The following is a 16,491-nucleotide window of genomic DNA, read 5'->3' on the forward strand; positions in this document are numbered from 1 at the left end:
TTCAGCAGAGAGTCTCCATTCAAAAAAAACAAGAGGTAGATAAATCCAGCACCTGCTCCAGGCGAGCAGGTGCTCCCCTCTTCTCCGTTTACTGCAGTGGTGCTGAAGGAACGTGGAGATATGAACAGTAATCGTATGGTTCGGCCACACAAGGAATATCCTTTTCTTTTGTAACGATCTACTTTTTTTCCGGGGTCACCCTGCAGTGAAGGCATTTTTCTGAAGCTGAAGGCTTCTATCATCAGTATACCTGTATCCGTGAATGAGCTCGACTCAGGCTCTCAGCCGTTACCGATTCAGGTTGTATCAATACACCGAAACAAGGAGGATACGATGAGTGAAATGCTGGCCAAAGAATTCGAAAAAAATGACAAAAAAATCCGCAAACAGGCAAAAAAACTGGGGATGATTGTTATCAGCAATCGTGCCCGCCTGTTCATCGATGGCCGCCCCAAAAGACGATGGTGGTTTGCAGATGCCAAAACAGGCATCCTGGTCTCCGAAGAACACGGCCTCTGCGACGACGAGGCCCTTGCCAAACTGGATCGCTGTAAACAACAGGCTGCAGCCATATAGGCCGCACATTTCCCCCAACAACTCGTGGAAGGACTGACTCTGCGCCCCTGCAGTTGCAGTCCTTTTTTCATTGCATCACTTCACCTTTGCGTGGTGCGCCCCCTTCCCTTGATGCATTCCGCACGCCGCAACTGTACCCAACAATTACAGACACAATATAAACTGTGCCCAGAATAAACCCGCCTGACTGTGCCTGTACAATCTACGAGTGAGCATGTATAGTTGCCCTTATGTTTGCCACCAAAACCACTGCCACCAAACCATCGCCCCTGTATCAGGAGGTGGCTGACCGGATCACCGGCCTTATCGACAACGGCACCTTCCGTACCGGTGACCGATTGCCTTCCATTCGTCAGCTCAGCGTACAGCTGCAGGTCAGCATCAACACCGTCAAAATGGCCTACTGCCTGTTGGAAGATCGGATGGTGATCGAGGCCAAGCCCCAATCCGGGTTCTACGTCAAACCTCGTCTTCCTCAACTGCCCCAGGAGCCGGACGCTGCTGACAGCCCTCTTCTGCCATCAGAAATCACCTCGTCCACCCTGGTAATGCAGATCATGCAGGACGCACTGGATCAGCAGAAAGTCCAGTTTGGTGCGGCAATTCCAGCCGAAGATCTTGTCCCGGCTCAAAAACTTCATCGCCTCCTGACGACCGTTACCCGCAGGCACGCCAGCGAATGCGCCGGCTATGCCATGCCGCCGGGAAACCGTCGACTGCGCAACCAGATCGCCCGCAGGATGATCAAAGCCGGCTGCACCCTCAACCCCGGAGAAATTCTCATTACCACCGGAGCGGCTGAGGCCGTCTATCTCGCCCTGCGCACCCTCTGTCAACCCGGCGATACCGTCGCGGTAGGCGCACCACTGTATTTCAACTTTGTTCAGATGTTTTACAGCATGGGGCTGCGGGTGCTGGAGATTCCCTCTTCACCCACCACCGGTATCCAGCTGGACCCTCTGCAGACCGCACTGGAAAAGGGTCAGGTCGATGCCTGCCTGGTCATCTCCAACTTCAACAATCCCCTTGGCACCACCCTGGACGACTCGAAAAAAGCGGCCCTGGTCACCCTCCTGGCCGATTTCGGTATCCCGCTTATCGAAGACGACATCAACGGCGACCTGGCCTTCAGCAACGACCGCCCTTCGGTTGCCAAGGCCTGGGACAGGGACGGCGGGGTAGTACTTTGCTCTTCCTTTTCCAAGACCATTGCCCCGGGATATCGAATCGGCTGGATAGCTCCTGGAAGATTTTTCAACCAGCTGCTCCACCAGAAAATGGTCACCAACATCGCCACCCCGACCCCGACCCAATTGGCGGTCGCCGAATTCCTGGAGAATGGAGGCTATGATCATCACCTGCGTACCGTCAACCGGGCCTATAGCGAGCGCGTCGCCCAGATGGCTGAAGCCATCGGCGACACCTTTCCACGCGGAACCAGGGTCTCGCGGCCCCAAGGAGGCTTTACCCTGTGGGTGGAACTCCCCCAACCGGTGGACACCATAAGGCTGTACACCCGGGCCATCGCCGAAAATATCACCGTTGCTCCAGGGACGGTCTTTTCAACAACCACCGGCTTTGCTCACTGCCTGCGACTCAATGCAGCCTGCTGGTCGGAAACGAACCGCTGGGCCGTACAGCGTCTGGGAGAACTCACCCACCACCTCATGGACCATACCATTTAACCTGCGCCACAAACAAAAAAACCGATGAAAAACTTCCTCTTTTACATGGCCACGGTCCTCATTTGGGGATCAACCTGGATAGGCATCAAGATGCAGCTGGGAACGGTTGACCCGATGGTATCGGTCGCCTACCGATTTTCACTTGCAGCAATCCTGCTTTTCGGCTGGTGCGCCCTCTTCCGCATAGAGTTGCGCTTTTCGGGCCGGCAACACCTGTTCATGGCCCTGCAGGGCCTGCTCCTGTTCGGCTTCAATTACCTCCTGTTTTACGTTGCAGAGCTCTACATCAACAGCGGGCTGGCTGCGGTCCTCTTTTCCACTATCCTGTTTATGAACGTGATCAATGGCGCCATCTTTCTCGGCACCGGTATAAACCGAAAGGTGATTGTGGCGGGTTTCTTCGGTCTTCTCGGCATCGGCCTGGTCTTTCGTCCGGAGATCAGCACCTTTTCTTTCGACAACCATGGCCTGCGGGGCATCCTTCTGTGCATAGTCGCCACCCTGCTGGCATCCCTGGGCAACATCACCTCTGCCTACAACCAGAAAACCAACCACCTTCCCATCATCCAGACCAATGCCTACGGCATGGGGTACGGCGCATTGGCGATGATTGCCACAGCCCTGATGAGCGGTAAGGTCTTTGTTATTGAGCCGACTGCGGTCTACCTTGGATCACTGGCCTACCTGGCGATATTCGGGTCCATCATCGCCTTTGGCTGCTACCTTGCCCTGGTTGGCAATATCGGTGCAGACAGGGCCGCCTATGCCACCCTGCTGTTTCCGTTGGTGGCCCTGCTGATCGCCACCATCTGGGAAGGGTACCACTGGACTCCTTCAGCGGCGGCAGGGATGCTGCTTATCCTGACCGGCAACGTTATTATGGTGCATAAACGATGGGCACTGCCCAATTTTTTCCGTAAACGACTGTGCTATCGATAGTGATTGCAGCAGACCATTCCTTCCCCAGAGCATGGTCCTTTGCCTCCTCTCTGTATCAGGCGGCCATGCTCTGCATCTCTTCCAAAGGCCGCCTACCCTTCTGTTGACAATATCAACCGTCTGATTTTGCATCGCCGCAGACGAAACAGCATGATAAATTTTCCAGACAGGATACAATAAGGGCAATACAGGGGGCTGCAGTCATTGCCCCTCCTCGCTCATGAGGTTGCGGTTATTGATGACCGAAAAGCACCTCAATAGCTTTTCCTCTCCACCTACCGGGCTCTTCTAGCACGTTACTGACCCTATCCTATGGTTGTTTCTCACATTGCCTCAACAGTACCGCTTTGGCCGGACAATACCGCCAGCCTGAGAAACAGCACCCGCCCCCCTGACAGCCAACCATGCTGGGCAGCGGTGCGATTGTGGTTCGTGCTCCTCCTTATTGCCGCTTTCCCTTTGGCAGCGTATGGCAACGACCAGCAGCCGCACTACACGGTTGCTATCGAAGGAGTGGAGGCAAAGCTGCTGGACAATGTGCGCGCCCATCTTTCCCTGATTCGCCACCAGACGGACAGCTCCTTTTCCACTCAGCGCCTGGATGAGGATATCCAGCGAGCACGGGAGGAAATAGGTACCGCCCTGCAGCCCTTCGGATATTATGCACCAGCGATCGAGATTACCTCATCGGGCCCGCCCGCAGCTCCGCTGGTCCGGGTGAGCATTGCCCCTGGCTCCCCTGTTCAAATCACCCAGGTTGTCCTTGCCTGCGAGGGCCGTCGATGTGCTGATCAAGCGGTTCAGGAACGGTTGCAGGCCTTTGCCCTGCAGCAGGGCATGGTTTTTGATCACCAGCAATATGAGGCTGCAAAAAAAAACCTCCTCAACAGCATCCTGAATCTCGGTTATCAGCGTGTTGCCTTCAGCAAAAGCCTGGTTGAAGTATCTCCTCCCCGTCTTTCAGCTACCATCAGACTGACCGTCGACATCGATATCCGCTACACCTTTGGCCAGCTTACTTTTGAGTGCGACTTTATCAACCATGATCTGCTTCGACGCGTTGTTGCTTATCGTGAGGGAGATCCGCTTTCACCGACAACGTTGACGAATATGCGCCAATCCCTGCTGGGCACGGGGTATTTCGAGACCGCAGAACTGCACTACGACCTCAACACCGCTGATGCCCAGGGGCGGGTTCCGGTAACAGTGGCCCTCACTCCGGGAAAACGTAACCGCTATGGGATCGGCATCGGCTATGGTACGGATACCGGTGCCCGGGGAACCCTTGAATGGTACAACCGACGATTAAACCGTCTCGGCCATCAGCTGGATATGGCATGGCGTCCCTCTGAGCGTAAAAGTTATTTCGGCGGCACCTATACGATTCCGATCAGCGATCCGCGGACAGAGCGTCTCTCCATTCTTGGGCGCTGGGAAAACGAGGAGTTTGACGAGACCGAGACCACCGGCTGGTCATCTCAAGTCAGTTACGACCACCTGAAACAGAACGGGGAATACAGCGTTTACCTGCGTCTGCTTGATGAGGATTATACCATCGGCTCCAACGGTGATCATGCAACCATCCTCTCGCCCGGAGCAAAAATTACCTGGAGATGGGCTGACTCCCGGGTGTTCACGGCCAAGGGGATGAGCCTTTCTGCCGAGGTCAAGGGCGGCAACAGCAACCTGCTTTCCGACACTACCTTTGTGCAGGGCACCCTGGGCGGAAAAGGCATCCTTGCCTTTAACAGCTCCTGGCGATTGATTGGCCGCGGCAACATCGGCGCGACAGCGGCAGATGATTTCTACGAGTTGCCGCCAACATACAGGTTCTATGCCGGCGGCGATCAGAGTGTGCGGGGATATGGCTATAAGCGGATCGGACCAAAAGATGACCAGGGAAATATTATCGGCGGACAATATCTGCTCACCTACAGCGTAGAGCTGGAAAAGCGTCTGTTCAAGGACTGGGGCTGCGCCCTCTTTTTCGATAGTGGAACGGCTACCAACTCCTGGGAGAATCTACGCATGCGCAACGGCGCCGGCGTAGGCCTTCGATGGTTTGCTCCTTTTGGTCAGGTTCGGCTGGACGTTGCCAAGGCCCTGGACACAGCCAACAGCTGGCGCCTGCACTTTACCATGGGAGCCGATTTCTGATGAAGAAAACCCTTATCTTCTTCCTTTTGGCCGGCTGCCTGATGCTTGGTTGCAGCTGGTGGCTGCTGGCCACCCCGGCCGGGATCAACGTGCTCCTCGCTGCTTCGACCAGGCTGCTGCAGGTCGAGGTGCACGCAGACTCCATCCAGGGAGGTCTGCTGGGAGGCGTCACCCTCACGGGCCTGCAGTATGCAGACCAAACCCAGTCCCTACACGTTCACCACCTCAACCTTGCCCTGAATTGGCAGAAGATCCTCCAGGGTACGCTGGCCATGGACCGACTGGTTGTCCACGGGGTACGCTACGCACACAGGCCCGCGCCCAAGCCTGCTCCAGCCGCCACGACCAACAACCCCTTTTCCCTCCCCTTGCCGGTGGAATTGGGGCTGCTGCAGCTCGAAGACCTCACTTACCCCCACGAGGCGGAGGCTGCCCCTACTGTTGTTCACGCTCTCACCATCACTGACCTGCGCCTGAGCCAGGAAGAAATAAAGTTTCAGCAACTTGACCTCCATGCTGATCAGGGCTCGGGAACCTTCCATGCCCGTCTCCCCCTACAAGCACAACGAATAGTAGACGGCCGGATCGATTTTGCCATCAACCTGCCCGGGTATCAGCCCATTGCCGGCAGCAGCACCATTCAGGGAGAGCTCTCGGGGCTGGAATTCACTGCCGCGTTCAAAGAGCCGTTCCCGCTCACCTGTTCAGGCACCTTCCAGCCCAAGGGACCGCCGCAAAAGCTTTGGCAGCTTTCCCTGGAAAGCGACCGTGTGCTGCCTCACGCGCTCAACCATGGGTGGACGGCCATTGAGCTGATGGATGTACGGCTTGCAGCAAACGGAAATTTTGACCATGCCGCGGTTACCGTGCAGACGCTGCTCAAGCAGGAAGGTTTTCCCCAGGGAGTGCAGGCCAACGCCTCTTTTACGGTCCGTAAAGACGGGATGGAGGTGGAACGCCTCCACATGGAACACAACCAGGCAAAGGCCAACGCCCGCGGCAGCATCCGCTGGAACAACGGGTTCGCATGGCAGGCAGCCGTGGAAGGCGAAGGGATGGACCCAGCCCTCTTTTTCCCGGGATGGGAGGGCGTACTCCAGTTGCAAGGCAGCAGCCAGGGGCATATCAGCGACCGGGAATCGACGGCAACTGTGGTTCTTGACCGCCTTGACGGTACCCTCAGAGGATACCCGGTACAGGCCAGTGGTACCCTGAGCAAGCAGGGGGAGAAGTATACCGTTGACGCAATGGAGGTGGAAAGCGGCGAATCACGCCTGCGCCTGCATGGAACCTGCGACAGCAGCTGTGCAGTTGAGGTTGCACTGGATGCTCCGGACATGAGGGCTCTCTGGCCGGAGGCGCAAGGACGGCTGCGCCTGTCCGGCAACCTCACCGGCCCCAGGGAAAGACTGCAGCTGAACACCACCTTTAACGGCGAGGCCCTTGCCTATGCATCGTGGTCTACCCGCGCCCTCTCCGGAGCGGCAGAGGCTGTGCTCGCCCAAGGCGGCAAGCTGGCCGCAAACATCCGTATCGACCACCAGCAGCTGGGAACGATCCCTGTTGCCCGCACCATGGTAGCCCTGCAGGGGACCACCGAGCAGGTTGAAGCTCAACTGCAGGTGGAGGACCATGACTGGCGGCTAAAAAGCACGATGACTGTGGAAAGGCAGGCAGCAGCAGTGCAGGCCCTGGTCACCCAGTTCACTCTGCATGGTCCAGACCGGCCACAGTGGCAGTTGCACGCCCCGTTTGGCGCGACCTATCAAGCTGGCAATGTCCATACTGACGAGGCCTGTATGGTCGAGCCGCAGGCAGGCCGTGTCTGCGCCCAGATGAGGTATACGTCAGACGGCCGGTGGCAGATGCAGGGCCGTTTTTCCGAGGTGACCAGCGCAGTCCTTCAACCGTTCCTGGCCGATGTACCACCGATGAAAGGCTCTTTGCAGGGCAACGTTACCCTGGAAGGAGCAGAGGGCGGCCTCAGCCGGGGGACAGCCGTCCTCGAGGCCCGAAAGGTATATTTTTCAGAAAAAGAGAGGCCCGACCTTGCCCAACTGGGGGTGATAACAGGCCGGTTGACCGCTGCCCTGGAGCAGGCAATCCTTACCGGTTCATTGGATCTGCAGAACCGGAAAGGGAGTATGATGAAGGGCAAGTGGAGGCTTGCAAATATCCATCTGCCGGCCATGGAACCGGAACAGATCCAGGTTACCGGTAAGGGCCGCTTTCTCCTGCACGATGCTGCCCAGCTGAACCCCCTCTTTGGCGAATCGGTCAAGATGACAGGTGAACTTGAAGGGGATTTTTCGGTAAACGGCCCAATGATCGCACCACGCCTGGTCGGCAAGGCATCTCTGGACAAGGGGACAGCAGCATTCCCCGGCCTGGGCATTGTGATCGACCCCTTGACCCTAGAGGTAAACGGTACCCCGGAAAAAGTCGGCTTGACCCTGCAGGGCCGTTCAGGCGAAGGGGTCCTGTCCGTCAACGGTTCCTTTGTGCCTGCCGCAGGGACAGACCAGGAAGTGCAGCTCTCCATCCAGGGGAATGATTTTCTCACCTACAATGCCAACGGATACCGCATCGTCACCTCTCCTCGCCTGAACGCTGTTCTCAGCCGGGAAAAGGGCAGCGTAAGCGGCGAACTGCTCGTCCCCGCAGCGACTATCGCCCAACATGCCGGGAACGGAAAAATCTCTCCTTCAGCAGATGTGTTGATCATCGACTCGGAGCAGCAGACAGGCAAACAGGATTGGCCGCTCTTTGCCGACATCGACCTGGTAGCCGGAGAGGACGTATACATCAACGCTTACGGATTGCAGGGGCAGATCAGGGGCAGGCTGCGGGTTATCGATCGTCCCCAGTCGTTGCCGGTGGGGACTGGAACGGTGCGGATTGTAAACGGCAGCTTCGGCATCTACGGTAAACGGCTCGCCATTGACGTCGGTCGGCTGGTTTTCGCCGGGGGGCCGTTGAATAACCCGGGAATCGAGGTCAGGTCTGAGCGAAGACAGGACGGCCAGGTCACCGGTGTGGAGCTCAGCGGCCTCCTCCGCGACCCGGAAATTCGCTTCTACTCCTCGCCGTATAAGGAGCAGTACGAGATCCTGACCAGCCTGCTTGAAGCCCCATCCGACCGGCAAAACGGTAACTCGGGCAACGTGTTTGGTGAACTTGCACAGCGTGCAGGATTGACCGGCATTGCGAAAGCGATCGATACTCCAGGCCGCTTGCTGGGCATCGACGACATCAAGATGGAAACCGGCGATAAGCTGGACAGCCTGTCGCTGATCATCGGCTCCTGGCTGACGCCCCGTTTTTACGTAAGCTACGGCCGCAACCTGCTTGATGAAACCGGCACTTTTACCACCCGATATACCCTTGGCAAAGGCTTTTACCTCAAGACAGAGACAGGAACCACCAGGAGCAGCGGCGACCTCAAATACGAATTTGAGCGCTGAACATTCCCATGAGGCACGACGGGTTCTACGGACGGCGAAGGGCGTTCAGCACCTCTTTCGTCGGCTCACCGCTCTGCTCCATGCCGGCCTGCTGCTGGAAGGTGCGGATGGCCTGGCGAGTACCGGAGCCGATGCTGCCGTCAATCTCCCCGGTGTAAAGCCCCCTGCGCTGGAGCCGCTCCTGCAGCTCATACTTCTCTTCCATGTTCAGTGAACCGGCTGGCCGCGGCCACTGTTGCACCATCCCCTGATGACCGGCAATCCGATCGGCAAGCAGACCAACGGCCAGGGCATAATAATCCGAGTTATTATAGCGTTTGAGCACAAAAAAATTCTTGAGCGCCAAAAAGGCCGGGCCATTGACGCCTGCCGGCATTTTGAGGATGGCCCGGTCATCGGGTCGCGGAAAGGAGCGGTCCAGCGGTCGTGCAAACCCGCGCGCCTGCCACTGGGCGACGGTGCGCGTGGTGCCGATCTCGCTCGCCTGCACATCTGCCGGGGCCACCACCTCATAGCCCCAGGTTTTGCCGGTCTGCCATTTATTCTGCCTGAGCAGGTTGGCTGCAGTGGCCAGGGCATCGGGTATGGAATTCCAGATATCACGCCTGCCGTTGCCGTCCATGTCCACCCCATAGGCCAGGTAACTGGTGGGAATAAACTGGGTATGGCCCATGGCCCCTGCCCAGGAACCGGTGAAGTTCTGGATGGAGACGTCACCGGCCTGAAGAATCTGCAGGGCAGCAGCCAGCTGGCTGCGGGCAAACCTGGCCCGTTTCGGATCCCCGTACCCCAGGGTTGCCAGGGCCCGGGGCACGTAGTGCAGGCGCTCCGGGCGCTCCAGCACCGCTCCGTAACTGGTTTCCATGGACCAGATGGCCAGCAGGACGGACGCACGCACCCCAAACCGGCGGGCAATGGCCTCCAGCGTCGGGCCATGCTCCTGTTGCTTCGCCCTGCCCATGGCAACGGTGCGCGCGTTTACCCGCACGTCAAGGTAATCCCAGACCGTGGTGGTAAACTCCGGCTGATAGTTGGCCTTTTCCAGCACCCGCTGATCGGGCGAGGTAATGCCCGCAAACGCCTGAACATAGGTCTTCCGGGTGATGCCCTGCTTGGCTGCCTGCTGGTAATACTCGGCAATCCACTGCTGAAAAGCGGAGTCAGCCTGTGCGACGGACATCCCTGCTGCGCCTGTGTGCACGATCAATAAACACAGGACAATTAAGCGCCATACGCCTGCTGTATTCACCATAGGAGAGCACCTCATTCACTGCACTGCGGGATTAGCCTAAATTTCACTTTGGTCAAGGGAGATCACAGTAGCCGAATTTTCTCTTCATGACAAGCAGGCCCGTACACCTCTCTCGGTTCATATCCACACGCCATGGTGCAGGGTTATTTTTCCACGGCCAATAGCCGGGAGTTGTTGCTGTTTTTCCTGAGACGTCCTATAGTACGGGGTTTTAACACACTGGTACATTCTTCCGAATCACACAGCCATGACACGAACTTACCAAGAGATTAACGAAAAGATAGCCTCCGGCAAAGCAGTGGTGCTCACTGCAGAAGAGATCATCGATTATGTTGATAAACGCGGCCTGGAGCAGGCAGCCAAGGAGGTGGACGTGGTAACCACCGCCACCTTCGGCCCCATGTGCTCTTCAGGCTGCTTTCTCAACTTCGGCCACAGCACGCCCAAGATGCGCATCACCGAGGCCTGGATCTCGGATGTGCCGGTCTATTGCGGCATCGCGGCGGTGGATGTCTATCTGGGTGCCACCGAGCTGCGGCATAACGATTCGGCCAATATGTACTACCCCGGCGAATTCCGCTATGGCGGCGGCCATGTGATCGAGGACCTGGTGGCAGGCAAAAAGCTGCAGTTTTTCGGCCTCTCCTATGGCACCGACGATTACCCGCGCCGGGAAATCAGGACCATGTTCGATATCCATGACCTGAACCAGGCCATCATGACCAACCCGCGCAACTGCTACCAGAACTACAATGTGGCGGTCAACACCTCCGACAAGACCGTCTACACCTACCTGGGCATCCTCAAACCGCGGATGCGCAACATGACCTATTGCTCCGCCGGGCAGCTCTCGCCCCTGCTCAACGATCCGCTGTACGAGACCATTGGGGTGGGTACCTCGGTGTGGCTGGCAGGCGCACGCGGCCTGGTCTATGCCCAGGGCACCCAGCACTGCTCCGACGTTGAACGCGGCGACAACGATGTACCGATGGAAGGCGCAGGAACCCTGGCTCTGACCGGCAACATGAAGGAGATGCATCCTGAGTTCGTCCGCGGCGCCAGCCTCAAGGGCTATGGCGTTTCCCTGGCCCTCGGCGTGGGGGTGCCCATCCCCATCCTCAATCCGGATATCCTGCGGCGAGTGACCGTGAGGGACCGGGACATCTACGGGAGCGTGATCGACTACAGCGTTGATTACCCGCAAAAAACCGGCAAGGTACTGGCGAAATACTCCTATGAGGAGCTGCGTTCCGGCCAGGTGGAACTCAACGGACAGAAGGTGGCGGTTTCCTCCATGTCGTCCTACAATAAGGCGCTGAAAATCTGCAATCTTCTCAAAGCGGAGATCGAGGCAGGCGATTTTCTCCTTTCCCAGCCCAGCCAGCGGCTGCCGTTAAACCAGGGGATGCAATCGTTAGAGATTAAAGGACCGGCAAAATGATCACTAAAAAAGTATACCTCTACTTTCCAAAAAGCGAGACCGAGAAGCCCATTGTCTGTGAACTCATCCGCAACTTTGACCTGACCATCAATATCTTCCGCGCCAAGGTCACTCCGGAGGAAGAGGGCTACCTGTCGCTGGAGATCACCGGCAGCGAAGAACACATCGAGCAGGCCTACGAGTTCCTCAATACCTTTGATGTGGTCATCCATGCCGGCAACAAGGGCCTGCACTGGGACAGCGAACGCTGCACCCACTGCGGCAACTGCCTTGTCCATTGTCCCACCGGTGCGCTCCACTTTACTGACCGATCGACGCGGACCGTCAATTTTACCGAGGATAAATGCATAGAGTGCCTGTCCTGCATCACCAACTGTCCGTTCGGTGTGTGCTCCTCGGCCTTTTAACGCCATCCGCCTTCACCGGACAGCGCGATGCGCAGCTTCCGTTCGTTTTCCTGGAAAGATACCAATCTGCGGGTCTGTGGTGAGGAGTTCGCGCTCATCACCCGGACCATTGTCGATGAGCGCAAGAAACTGGAACGCTATATCCGCAGGCACCCGGCTTTCCGGAGCGCACTGACGCCGATTGCCCTGCTCGACCATGCCCCGGCAATAGCCGAGCAGATGGCGGCAGCCGCCCGGCTCACCGGATTAGGCCCCATGGCCTCGGTAGCGGGCACCCTGGCACAGCGGGGCGTGGAAGCGGCCCAACAGGCCGGAGCGACCGAGGCGATTGTGGAAAACGGGGGCGACATGTTCGTGCTTGCCCATACCCCGGTCACCATCGGTATCTATGCCGGCCGTAATGCCATCAGCAGCAACCTGGCCTTTTACCTGGAACCAGAAGAACTCCCCCTTGCCATCTGCTCCTCGTCCAGCCATATGGGGCATTCCATCAGTTTCGGCCAATGCGACCTGGCCACCGTGATCGCTGCAGACGCCGCCCTTGCCGACTCCGCCGCCACCCTTGCCTGCAACGAAATCTGTGCGGACAAGGATGTGGAAACTGTGCTGGAGCAAACCGGGGCCATCCCCGGCGTGCGCGGGATACTGGCGGTAAAAGATGGAAAAATCGGCATCTGGGGCCAGATCCCCAAGCTGGTCCGCAACCTGGACAGCACCACCCGCGGCAAGATCACCCGCGACCACCGCTCAGATTTTCACCGCAGCTGAGAACCCTCTCTCTTCCCTGCCTTAGGCCACCTACAGGAAGAGGGTGTAGGCCGGGTTATCGGTCTCTTCTCGGTAGCGGTACCCAAGAGCGTCCAGCCGCTTTTCCAGCTTGCCACTCTTTTTCTCCGGGCACTCGAGCCCTACCAGCACCCGTCCGAAATCCCCGCCCTGCATACGGTAATGAAACAGTGAGATGTTATGATTGCCACGGGTAGCGTCGAGAAAGCGCACCAGGGCGCCGGGTGTTTCCGGAAACCAGAACCGAAACAGCCGCTCGCAGCGGACGGCAGACGACTTGCCGCCCACCATATAGCGTATGTGGGTCTTGGCCAGGTCATTGTCGGTCAGGTCCTGGTTGGTAAATCCGGCCTTGGTCAACCGCCGGCCAAAGGCATGCCGCTCCTCCTCGCTGGTGATGGAGATGCCGACAAAGATATGCGCCTGCGTGCGGGAAGCGAGCCGGTAGTTGAATTCAGTGATATTGCGATCACCCACCATATCGTGGCAGAATCGTTTGAGGCTGCCCGGCTGCTCCGGAATGGTAACCGCAAACAGCGCCTCCTGCTTCTCCCCTACCATGGTCCGCTCAGCAACATAGCGCAGCCGCTCAAAGTTCATGTTGGCCCCGGAGTTGATGGCAATCAGGGTCCGGTTGCTGCAACCGGTCTCACGAATGTATTTGAGCAGCCCGGCCATGCCCAATGCACCTGCCGGTTCCACGATTGAGCGGGTCGCCTGGTATACGCTCTTTATCCCGGAGCACAACTCATCGGTGCTGACCCGGATGATGGAATCCACATACTGTCGGCAGAGCTTGAAATTCAGCCGCCCCACGGTTTTTACCGCCACCCCGTCGGCAAACGACCCTACCGACGGCAGGGTCACCCGCTCACCAGCCTCCAGGGAACGAAACATGGCATCACTGTCGTAGGGTTCCACGCCGATGATCTGTACCTCCGGACGAAGGGACTTTACATAGGCAGCGACCCCGGCTATTAACCCGCCCCCGCCCACCGGAATGAAGACGCAATCCAACTGGCCGGGATTTTGGCGCAGCAACTCATCCCCAACTGTCCCCTGACCGGCAATGACCAGCTCATCATCAAACGGAGGCACGTAGGTCATCCCGCTGGTTCGCTGGAGCTTAAACGCGTGCTCGGCAGCCTCGGAATAGTTGTTGCCATGGAGCACGACTTCGCCCCCGAACCGTTTAACGGCACTGACCTTGATCTGGGGGGTGGTTACCGGCATGACGATCACCGAACGGATGCCCAGGCGGCGGGCGGCAAACACCACTCCCTGGGCATGGTTACCGGCTGAAGCAGTGATGACGCCCCTGGCCTGTTCTTTGCGTTTCAACTGGGCAATACGGTTATACGCACCTCGTATTTTAAACGAAAAAACAGGCTGTTTGTCTTCACGCTTCAACAATATTCTATTGCGTAGCTGCTGGGAAAGCACGGTTGCCTCGTCCAGCGGGGTTTCAATGGCTGCCTCATATACACGCGAGGTGAGTATCTGGCGGATAATTTTCTTCACTGCTGCTGTATCTCCGATTGTGCCGCGTTGTAATCCATGGTTTTATGCACCCTGAGGGGACATCGCTCCCTTTTGCCGGCATTCAACCATACCAGGTGGAAGAAAGACAAATACTACCTGCTGGATACGTTGAAAAAATCTGTAGGAGACACCATGGAAAGGCAACTGCAGGAAGCACTCGTCCGTTTTGGCAAAGAGGGAAAAATCACCGTCATGACCGGGGCCGGTATATCAGCGGAAAGCGGCATTCCCACCTTTCGCGGCCCGGAAGGATACTGGACCTTCGGTTCCAAGGAATACCATCCCCAGGAGATGGCGACGTTTCACATGCTGTCTCGCTACCCGGAGGAGGTCTGGCGCTGGTACCTTTATCGACTGGGGGTCTGCCGTCAGGCTGAGCCCAATCCCGGCCACTACGCCCTGGTGGACATGGAGGCGGAGTTCGGCGACCGTTTCACCCTGATCACCCAGAACATCGACGGGCTCCACCTGCGGGCAGGCAACGACCCGCAAAAGATCATGCAGATTCACGGCAACGTGGCCCATATGCGCTGCATGGAGGAATGTTCGCCGCAGGTCTATCCGATCCCGGAGGAAGTGCCGGGCAAGGCCAAGGAAGACCCGTTTACCGAAACCGACCGGCAGTACCTGCGCTGCCCGCAATGCGGAGCCATGACCCGGCCCCACATCCTTCTGTTCGACGAGAGCTACAACGAGCATCACTACCATTTCCAGAGCGCTCTTGCAGCCGCACAACGCACCGATCTGCTCCTGATCGTCGGCACCGCCGGTGCAACCAACCTGCCCAACCAGGTAGCCATGGCGGTCTACCAGATGGGCGGCACCATCATCGACGTCAATATCGAGGAGAACATCTTTTCCGATATGGCACTGCGCAGCGGCAGAGGCTTTTTTGTGCAGCAGCCGAGCGGCACCGCCCTGCCTGAGATTCTGGAGGTGCTGGCCGAGGCAAAAGGCTAACCCCACTTTTTCCTGAACAATGGGGGCTTAGAAGGAAAAGGAAAGGTGCTTTACGCAGGAGCGTTTTTCTCTGCCTGCGTGCTCTGCTTGAGGGCAAAAATCACCAGGGAGGCGGCCAGGGTCAGGGCAATAGCGCCCATGCAGTAGGCCGGATACCCCCCGGCAGCAATGAGCAGGGAGCCGCCGGACGGGCCAAGAAACGAACCGCCATGCATGACCAGCAGCATCATGTTGGCATTGTACCCGCGAAACTGCGGTTCACCGTGATGGTACAGCAGGGCATTCAGCGGTGGAATACAAAGCCCCATGCCCGCCCCGAACAGCACCGCGGTGGCAAAAAAGGCCCAGCCGAACACTCCCACTGCCAATACGCCGTAGCCGAGCCCGGTAACCAGAAAGGCGGAAAGAATGAGGTAATGCTTGGAAAAACGATCAAAGATGGTGCTGCCGAACAGCCGCAGCAGCACCATGATGCCCATCTGGATGGTGAAAAAATACCCGGGCTTGCTGATGCCCAGCTGGGTTCCATACCCTTTGAGAAAGTAAAACAGCGAGGCAAAAAGAAAAAAGTAGGCGCCATTTAGAAAAAGGATAGCTGCCACCGGCTTGCGCAGCAGATTGCGCCGATAGGCCGCACCGGTCGGTCGCTCGTCCGCCTGCCGGCTGTCGCCGGCGCCCCCTTCCTTACGCCGCAGGCTGCGCAGGCCGCTGAACCCCACGGCTGGCAGCAGCATCAGGGCGGTGAGCATATACATGACCGGCGGCGAGGTAATCAGCCCGCTGAGCAGCTCGGTGACTGCCGGCATAATCGAATAGGGCAGGAGCATGGCCACTGAATAGAGGCTGAAGGCAAATCCGGTCTTGCCCGGAGGAATGACGGCAATAAAGAGGGTCATGCATGAGGCCATGGCACAAAACATGGCTGCTCCGCTGGCAATGCGGATCATGGCCAGCGGCAGCATGGTGTCAGCCACCAGGTAGGCGCTGCTGCAGGCGATGGTCATTACCAGCCCCAGGGTCATAACCCCATAGGCATTATCAAGGGTGATAAAACGGCTGAGCCCCCCATACATTACCATGGAGGTGAGCGGATAGAGCCCGATCAACAACCCAGCCTCACTACTGGAGAAACCGCGGGTAAGCAGGTAGGGATAAAAGTTGAAGAATACAGCCGTGTTGCACAGGGTTATGAAGGTGATGGCACAGAGGGCCAGGAATGCGCGGCCGAGCAGTTGATCGTTAGTCATGGGTCTCCTGCAGATGATAGATAACAAAACACAGA

At 57.7% G+C, this 16,491-nt stretch carries 12 protein-coding genes; 9 read left to right on the forward strand and 3 right to left on the reverse strand.

What is annotated here, in order from left to right; translation table 11 throughout:
* The first annotated feature begins 333 nt into the window (after nt 1–333).
* From ACZ52Z_RS06020 to ACZ52Z_RS06040, 5 genes are all read left to right on the forward strand, one after another.
* Nucleotides 334–576, forward strand: a complete 243-nt coding sequence (locus ACZ52Z_RS06020; protein WP_464269849.1) for a hypothetical protein — start codon at nt 334–336, stop codon at nt 574–576.
* A 230-nt stretch (nt 577–806) separates the two neighbouring features.
* Nucleotides 807–2,261 carry an aminotransferase-like domain-containing protein gene (locus ACZ52Z_RS06025; RefSeq protein WP_464269850.1) on the forward strand — a complete coding sequence of 485 codons (1,455 nt, stop codon included), beginning with the start codon at nt 807–809 and terminating at the stop codon, nt 2,259–2,261.
* 24 nt (nt 2,262–2,285) lie between these two features.
* A complete protein-coding gene (locus ACZ52Z_RS06030; protein ID WP_464269851.1) occupies nt 2,286–3,200 on the forward strand; it encodes a DMT family transporter in 915 nt (304 codons plus the stop codon).
* Nucleotides 3,201–3,512: 312 nt separating this feature from the next.
* Complete coding sequence (locus ACZ52Z_RS06035; RefSeq protein WP_464269852.1) at nt 3,513–5,357, forward strand: autotransporter assembly complex protein TamA; 1,845 nt, start codon at nt 3,513–3,515, stop codon at nt 5,355–5,357.
* Entirely contained in the window at nt 5,357–8,821 is a 3,465-nt protein-coding gene (locus ACZ52Z_RS06040) for a translocation/assembly module TamB domain-containing protein (protein WP_464269853.1), read from the forward strand. Before ACZ52Z_RS06035 ends, ACZ52Z_RS06040 begins: the two co-directional genes overlap by 1 nt.
* Before the next feature lie 25 nt (nt 8,822–8,846).
* On the opposite strand, the gene ACZ52Z_RS06045 is transcribed toward ACZ52Z_RS06040, so the two are convergent.
* Nucleotides 8,847–10,073: a lytic murein transglycosylase gene (locus ACZ52Z_RS06045; RefSeq protein WP_464269854.1), complete on the reverse strand. Its 1,227-nt coding sequence runs from the start codon at nt 10,071–10,073 to the stop codon at nt 8,847–8,849.
* Between the two features lie 247 nt (nt 10,074–10,320).
* Here ACZ52Z_RS06045 and ACZ52Z_RS06050 point away from each other — a divergent pair, with 247 nt between their 5' ends.
* The 3 genes from ACZ52Z_RS06050 to ACZ52Z_RS06060 are packed head-to-tail and all read left to right on the forward strand — an operon-like array spanning nt 10,321 to nt 12,689.
* On the forward strand, nt 10,321–11,514 hold the full coding sequence (locus tag ACZ52Z_RS06050; RefSeq protein ID WP_464269855.1) for a homocysteine biosynthesis protein: 1,194 nt from the start codon (nt 10,321–10,323) through the stop codon (nt 11,512–11,514).
* A complete protein-coding gene (locus tag ACZ52Z_RS06055) occupies nt 11,511–11,921 on the forward strand; it encodes an NIL domain-containing protein (RefSeq protein ID WP_464269856.1) in 411 nt (136 codons plus the stop codon). Before ACZ52Z_RS06050 ends, ACZ52Z_RS06055 begins: the two co-directional genes overlap by 4 nt.
* 27 nt (nt 11,922–11,948) lie before the next feature.
* Nucleotides 11,949–12,689 carry a UPF0280 family protein gene (locus tag ACZ52Z_RS06060; protein WP_464269857.1) on the forward strand — a complete coding sequence of 247 codons (741 nt, stop codon included), beginning with the start codon at nt 11,949–11,951 and terminating at the stop codon, nt 12,687–12,689.
* 30 nt (nt 12,690–12,719) lie between these two features.
* Here the strand turns inward: ACZ52Z_RS06060 and ilvA are convergent, their stop codons facing one another.
* Complete coding sequence (gene ilvA / locus ACZ52Z_RS06065) at nt 12,720–14,228, reverse strand: threonine ammonia-lyase, biosynthetic (RefSeq protein WP_464269858.1); 1,509 nt, start codon at nt 14,226–14,228, stop codon at nt 12,720–12,722.
* Between the two features lie 153 nt (nt 14,229–14,381).
* Between ilvA and ACZ52Z_RS06070 the strand changes: the two genes are divergently transcribed.
* The gene (locus tag ACZ52Z_RS06070; protein WP_464269859.1) at nt 14,382–15,209 is read left to right on the forward strand and encodes an SIR2 family NAD-dependent protein deacylase; all 828 of its coding nucleotides are present in this window, start codon (nt 14,382–14,384) and stop codon (nt 15,207–15,209) included.
* 50 nt (nt 15,210–15,259) lie between these two features.
* Here the strand turns inward: ACZ52Z_RS06070 and ACZ52Z_RS06075 are convergent, their stop codons facing one another.
* Entirely contained in the window at nt 15,260–16,456 is a 1,197-nt protein-coding gene (locus ACZ52Z_RS06075) for an MFS transporter (RefSeq protein WP_464269860.1), read from the reverse strand.
* Nucleotides 16,457–16,491: the final 35 nt, after the last annotated feature.

This window comes from Desulfogranum aggregans, assembly GCF_055398265.1.

Coding starts and splice junctions, on each gene's coding strand:
- ACZ52Z_RS06020 (WP_464269849.1), top strand. CDS start 334: ATGAGTGAAATGCTGGCCAAAGAATTCGAAAAAAATGACAAAAAAATC.
- ACZ52Z_RS06025 (WP_464269850.1), top strand. CDS start 807: ATGTTTGCCACCAAAACCACTGCCACCAAACCATCGCCCCTGTATCAG.
- ACZ52Z_RS06030 (WP_464269851.1), top strand. CDS start 2,286: ATGAAAAACTTCCTCTTTTACATGGCCACGGTCCTCATTTGGGGATCA.
- ACZ52Z_RS06035 (WP_464269852.1), top strand. CDS start 3,513: ATGGTTGTTTCTCACATTGCCTCAACAGTACCGCTTTGGCCGGACAAT.
- ACZ52Z_RS06040 (WP_464269853.1), top strand. CDS start 5,357: ATGAAGAAAACCCTTATCTTCTTCCTTTTGGCCGGCTGCCTGATGCTT.
- ACZ52Z_RS06045 (WP_464269854.1), bottom strand. CDS start 10,073: ATGGTGAATACAGCAGGCGTATGGCGCTTAATTGTCCTGTGTTTATTG.
- ACZ52Z_RS06050 (WP_464269855.1), top strand. CDS start 10,321: ATGACACGAACTTACCAAGAGATTAACGAAAAGATAGCCTCCGGCAAA.
- ACZ52Z_RS06055 (WP_464269856.1), top strand. CDS start 11,511: ATGATCACTAAAAAAGTATACCTCTACTTTCCAAAAAGCGAGACCGAG.
- ACZ52Z_RS06060 (WP_464269857.1), top strand. CDS start 11,949: ATGCGCAGCTTCCGTTCGTTTTCCTGGAAAGATACCAATCTGCGGGTC.
- ACZ52Z_RS06070 (WP_464269859.1), top strand. CDS start 14,382: ATGGAAAGGCAACTGCAGGAAGCACTCGTCCGTTTTGGCAAAGAGGGA.
- ACZ52Z_RS06075 (WP_464269860.1), bottom strand. CDS start 16,456: ATGACTAACGATCAACTGCTCGGCCGCGCATTCCTGGCCCTCTGTGCC.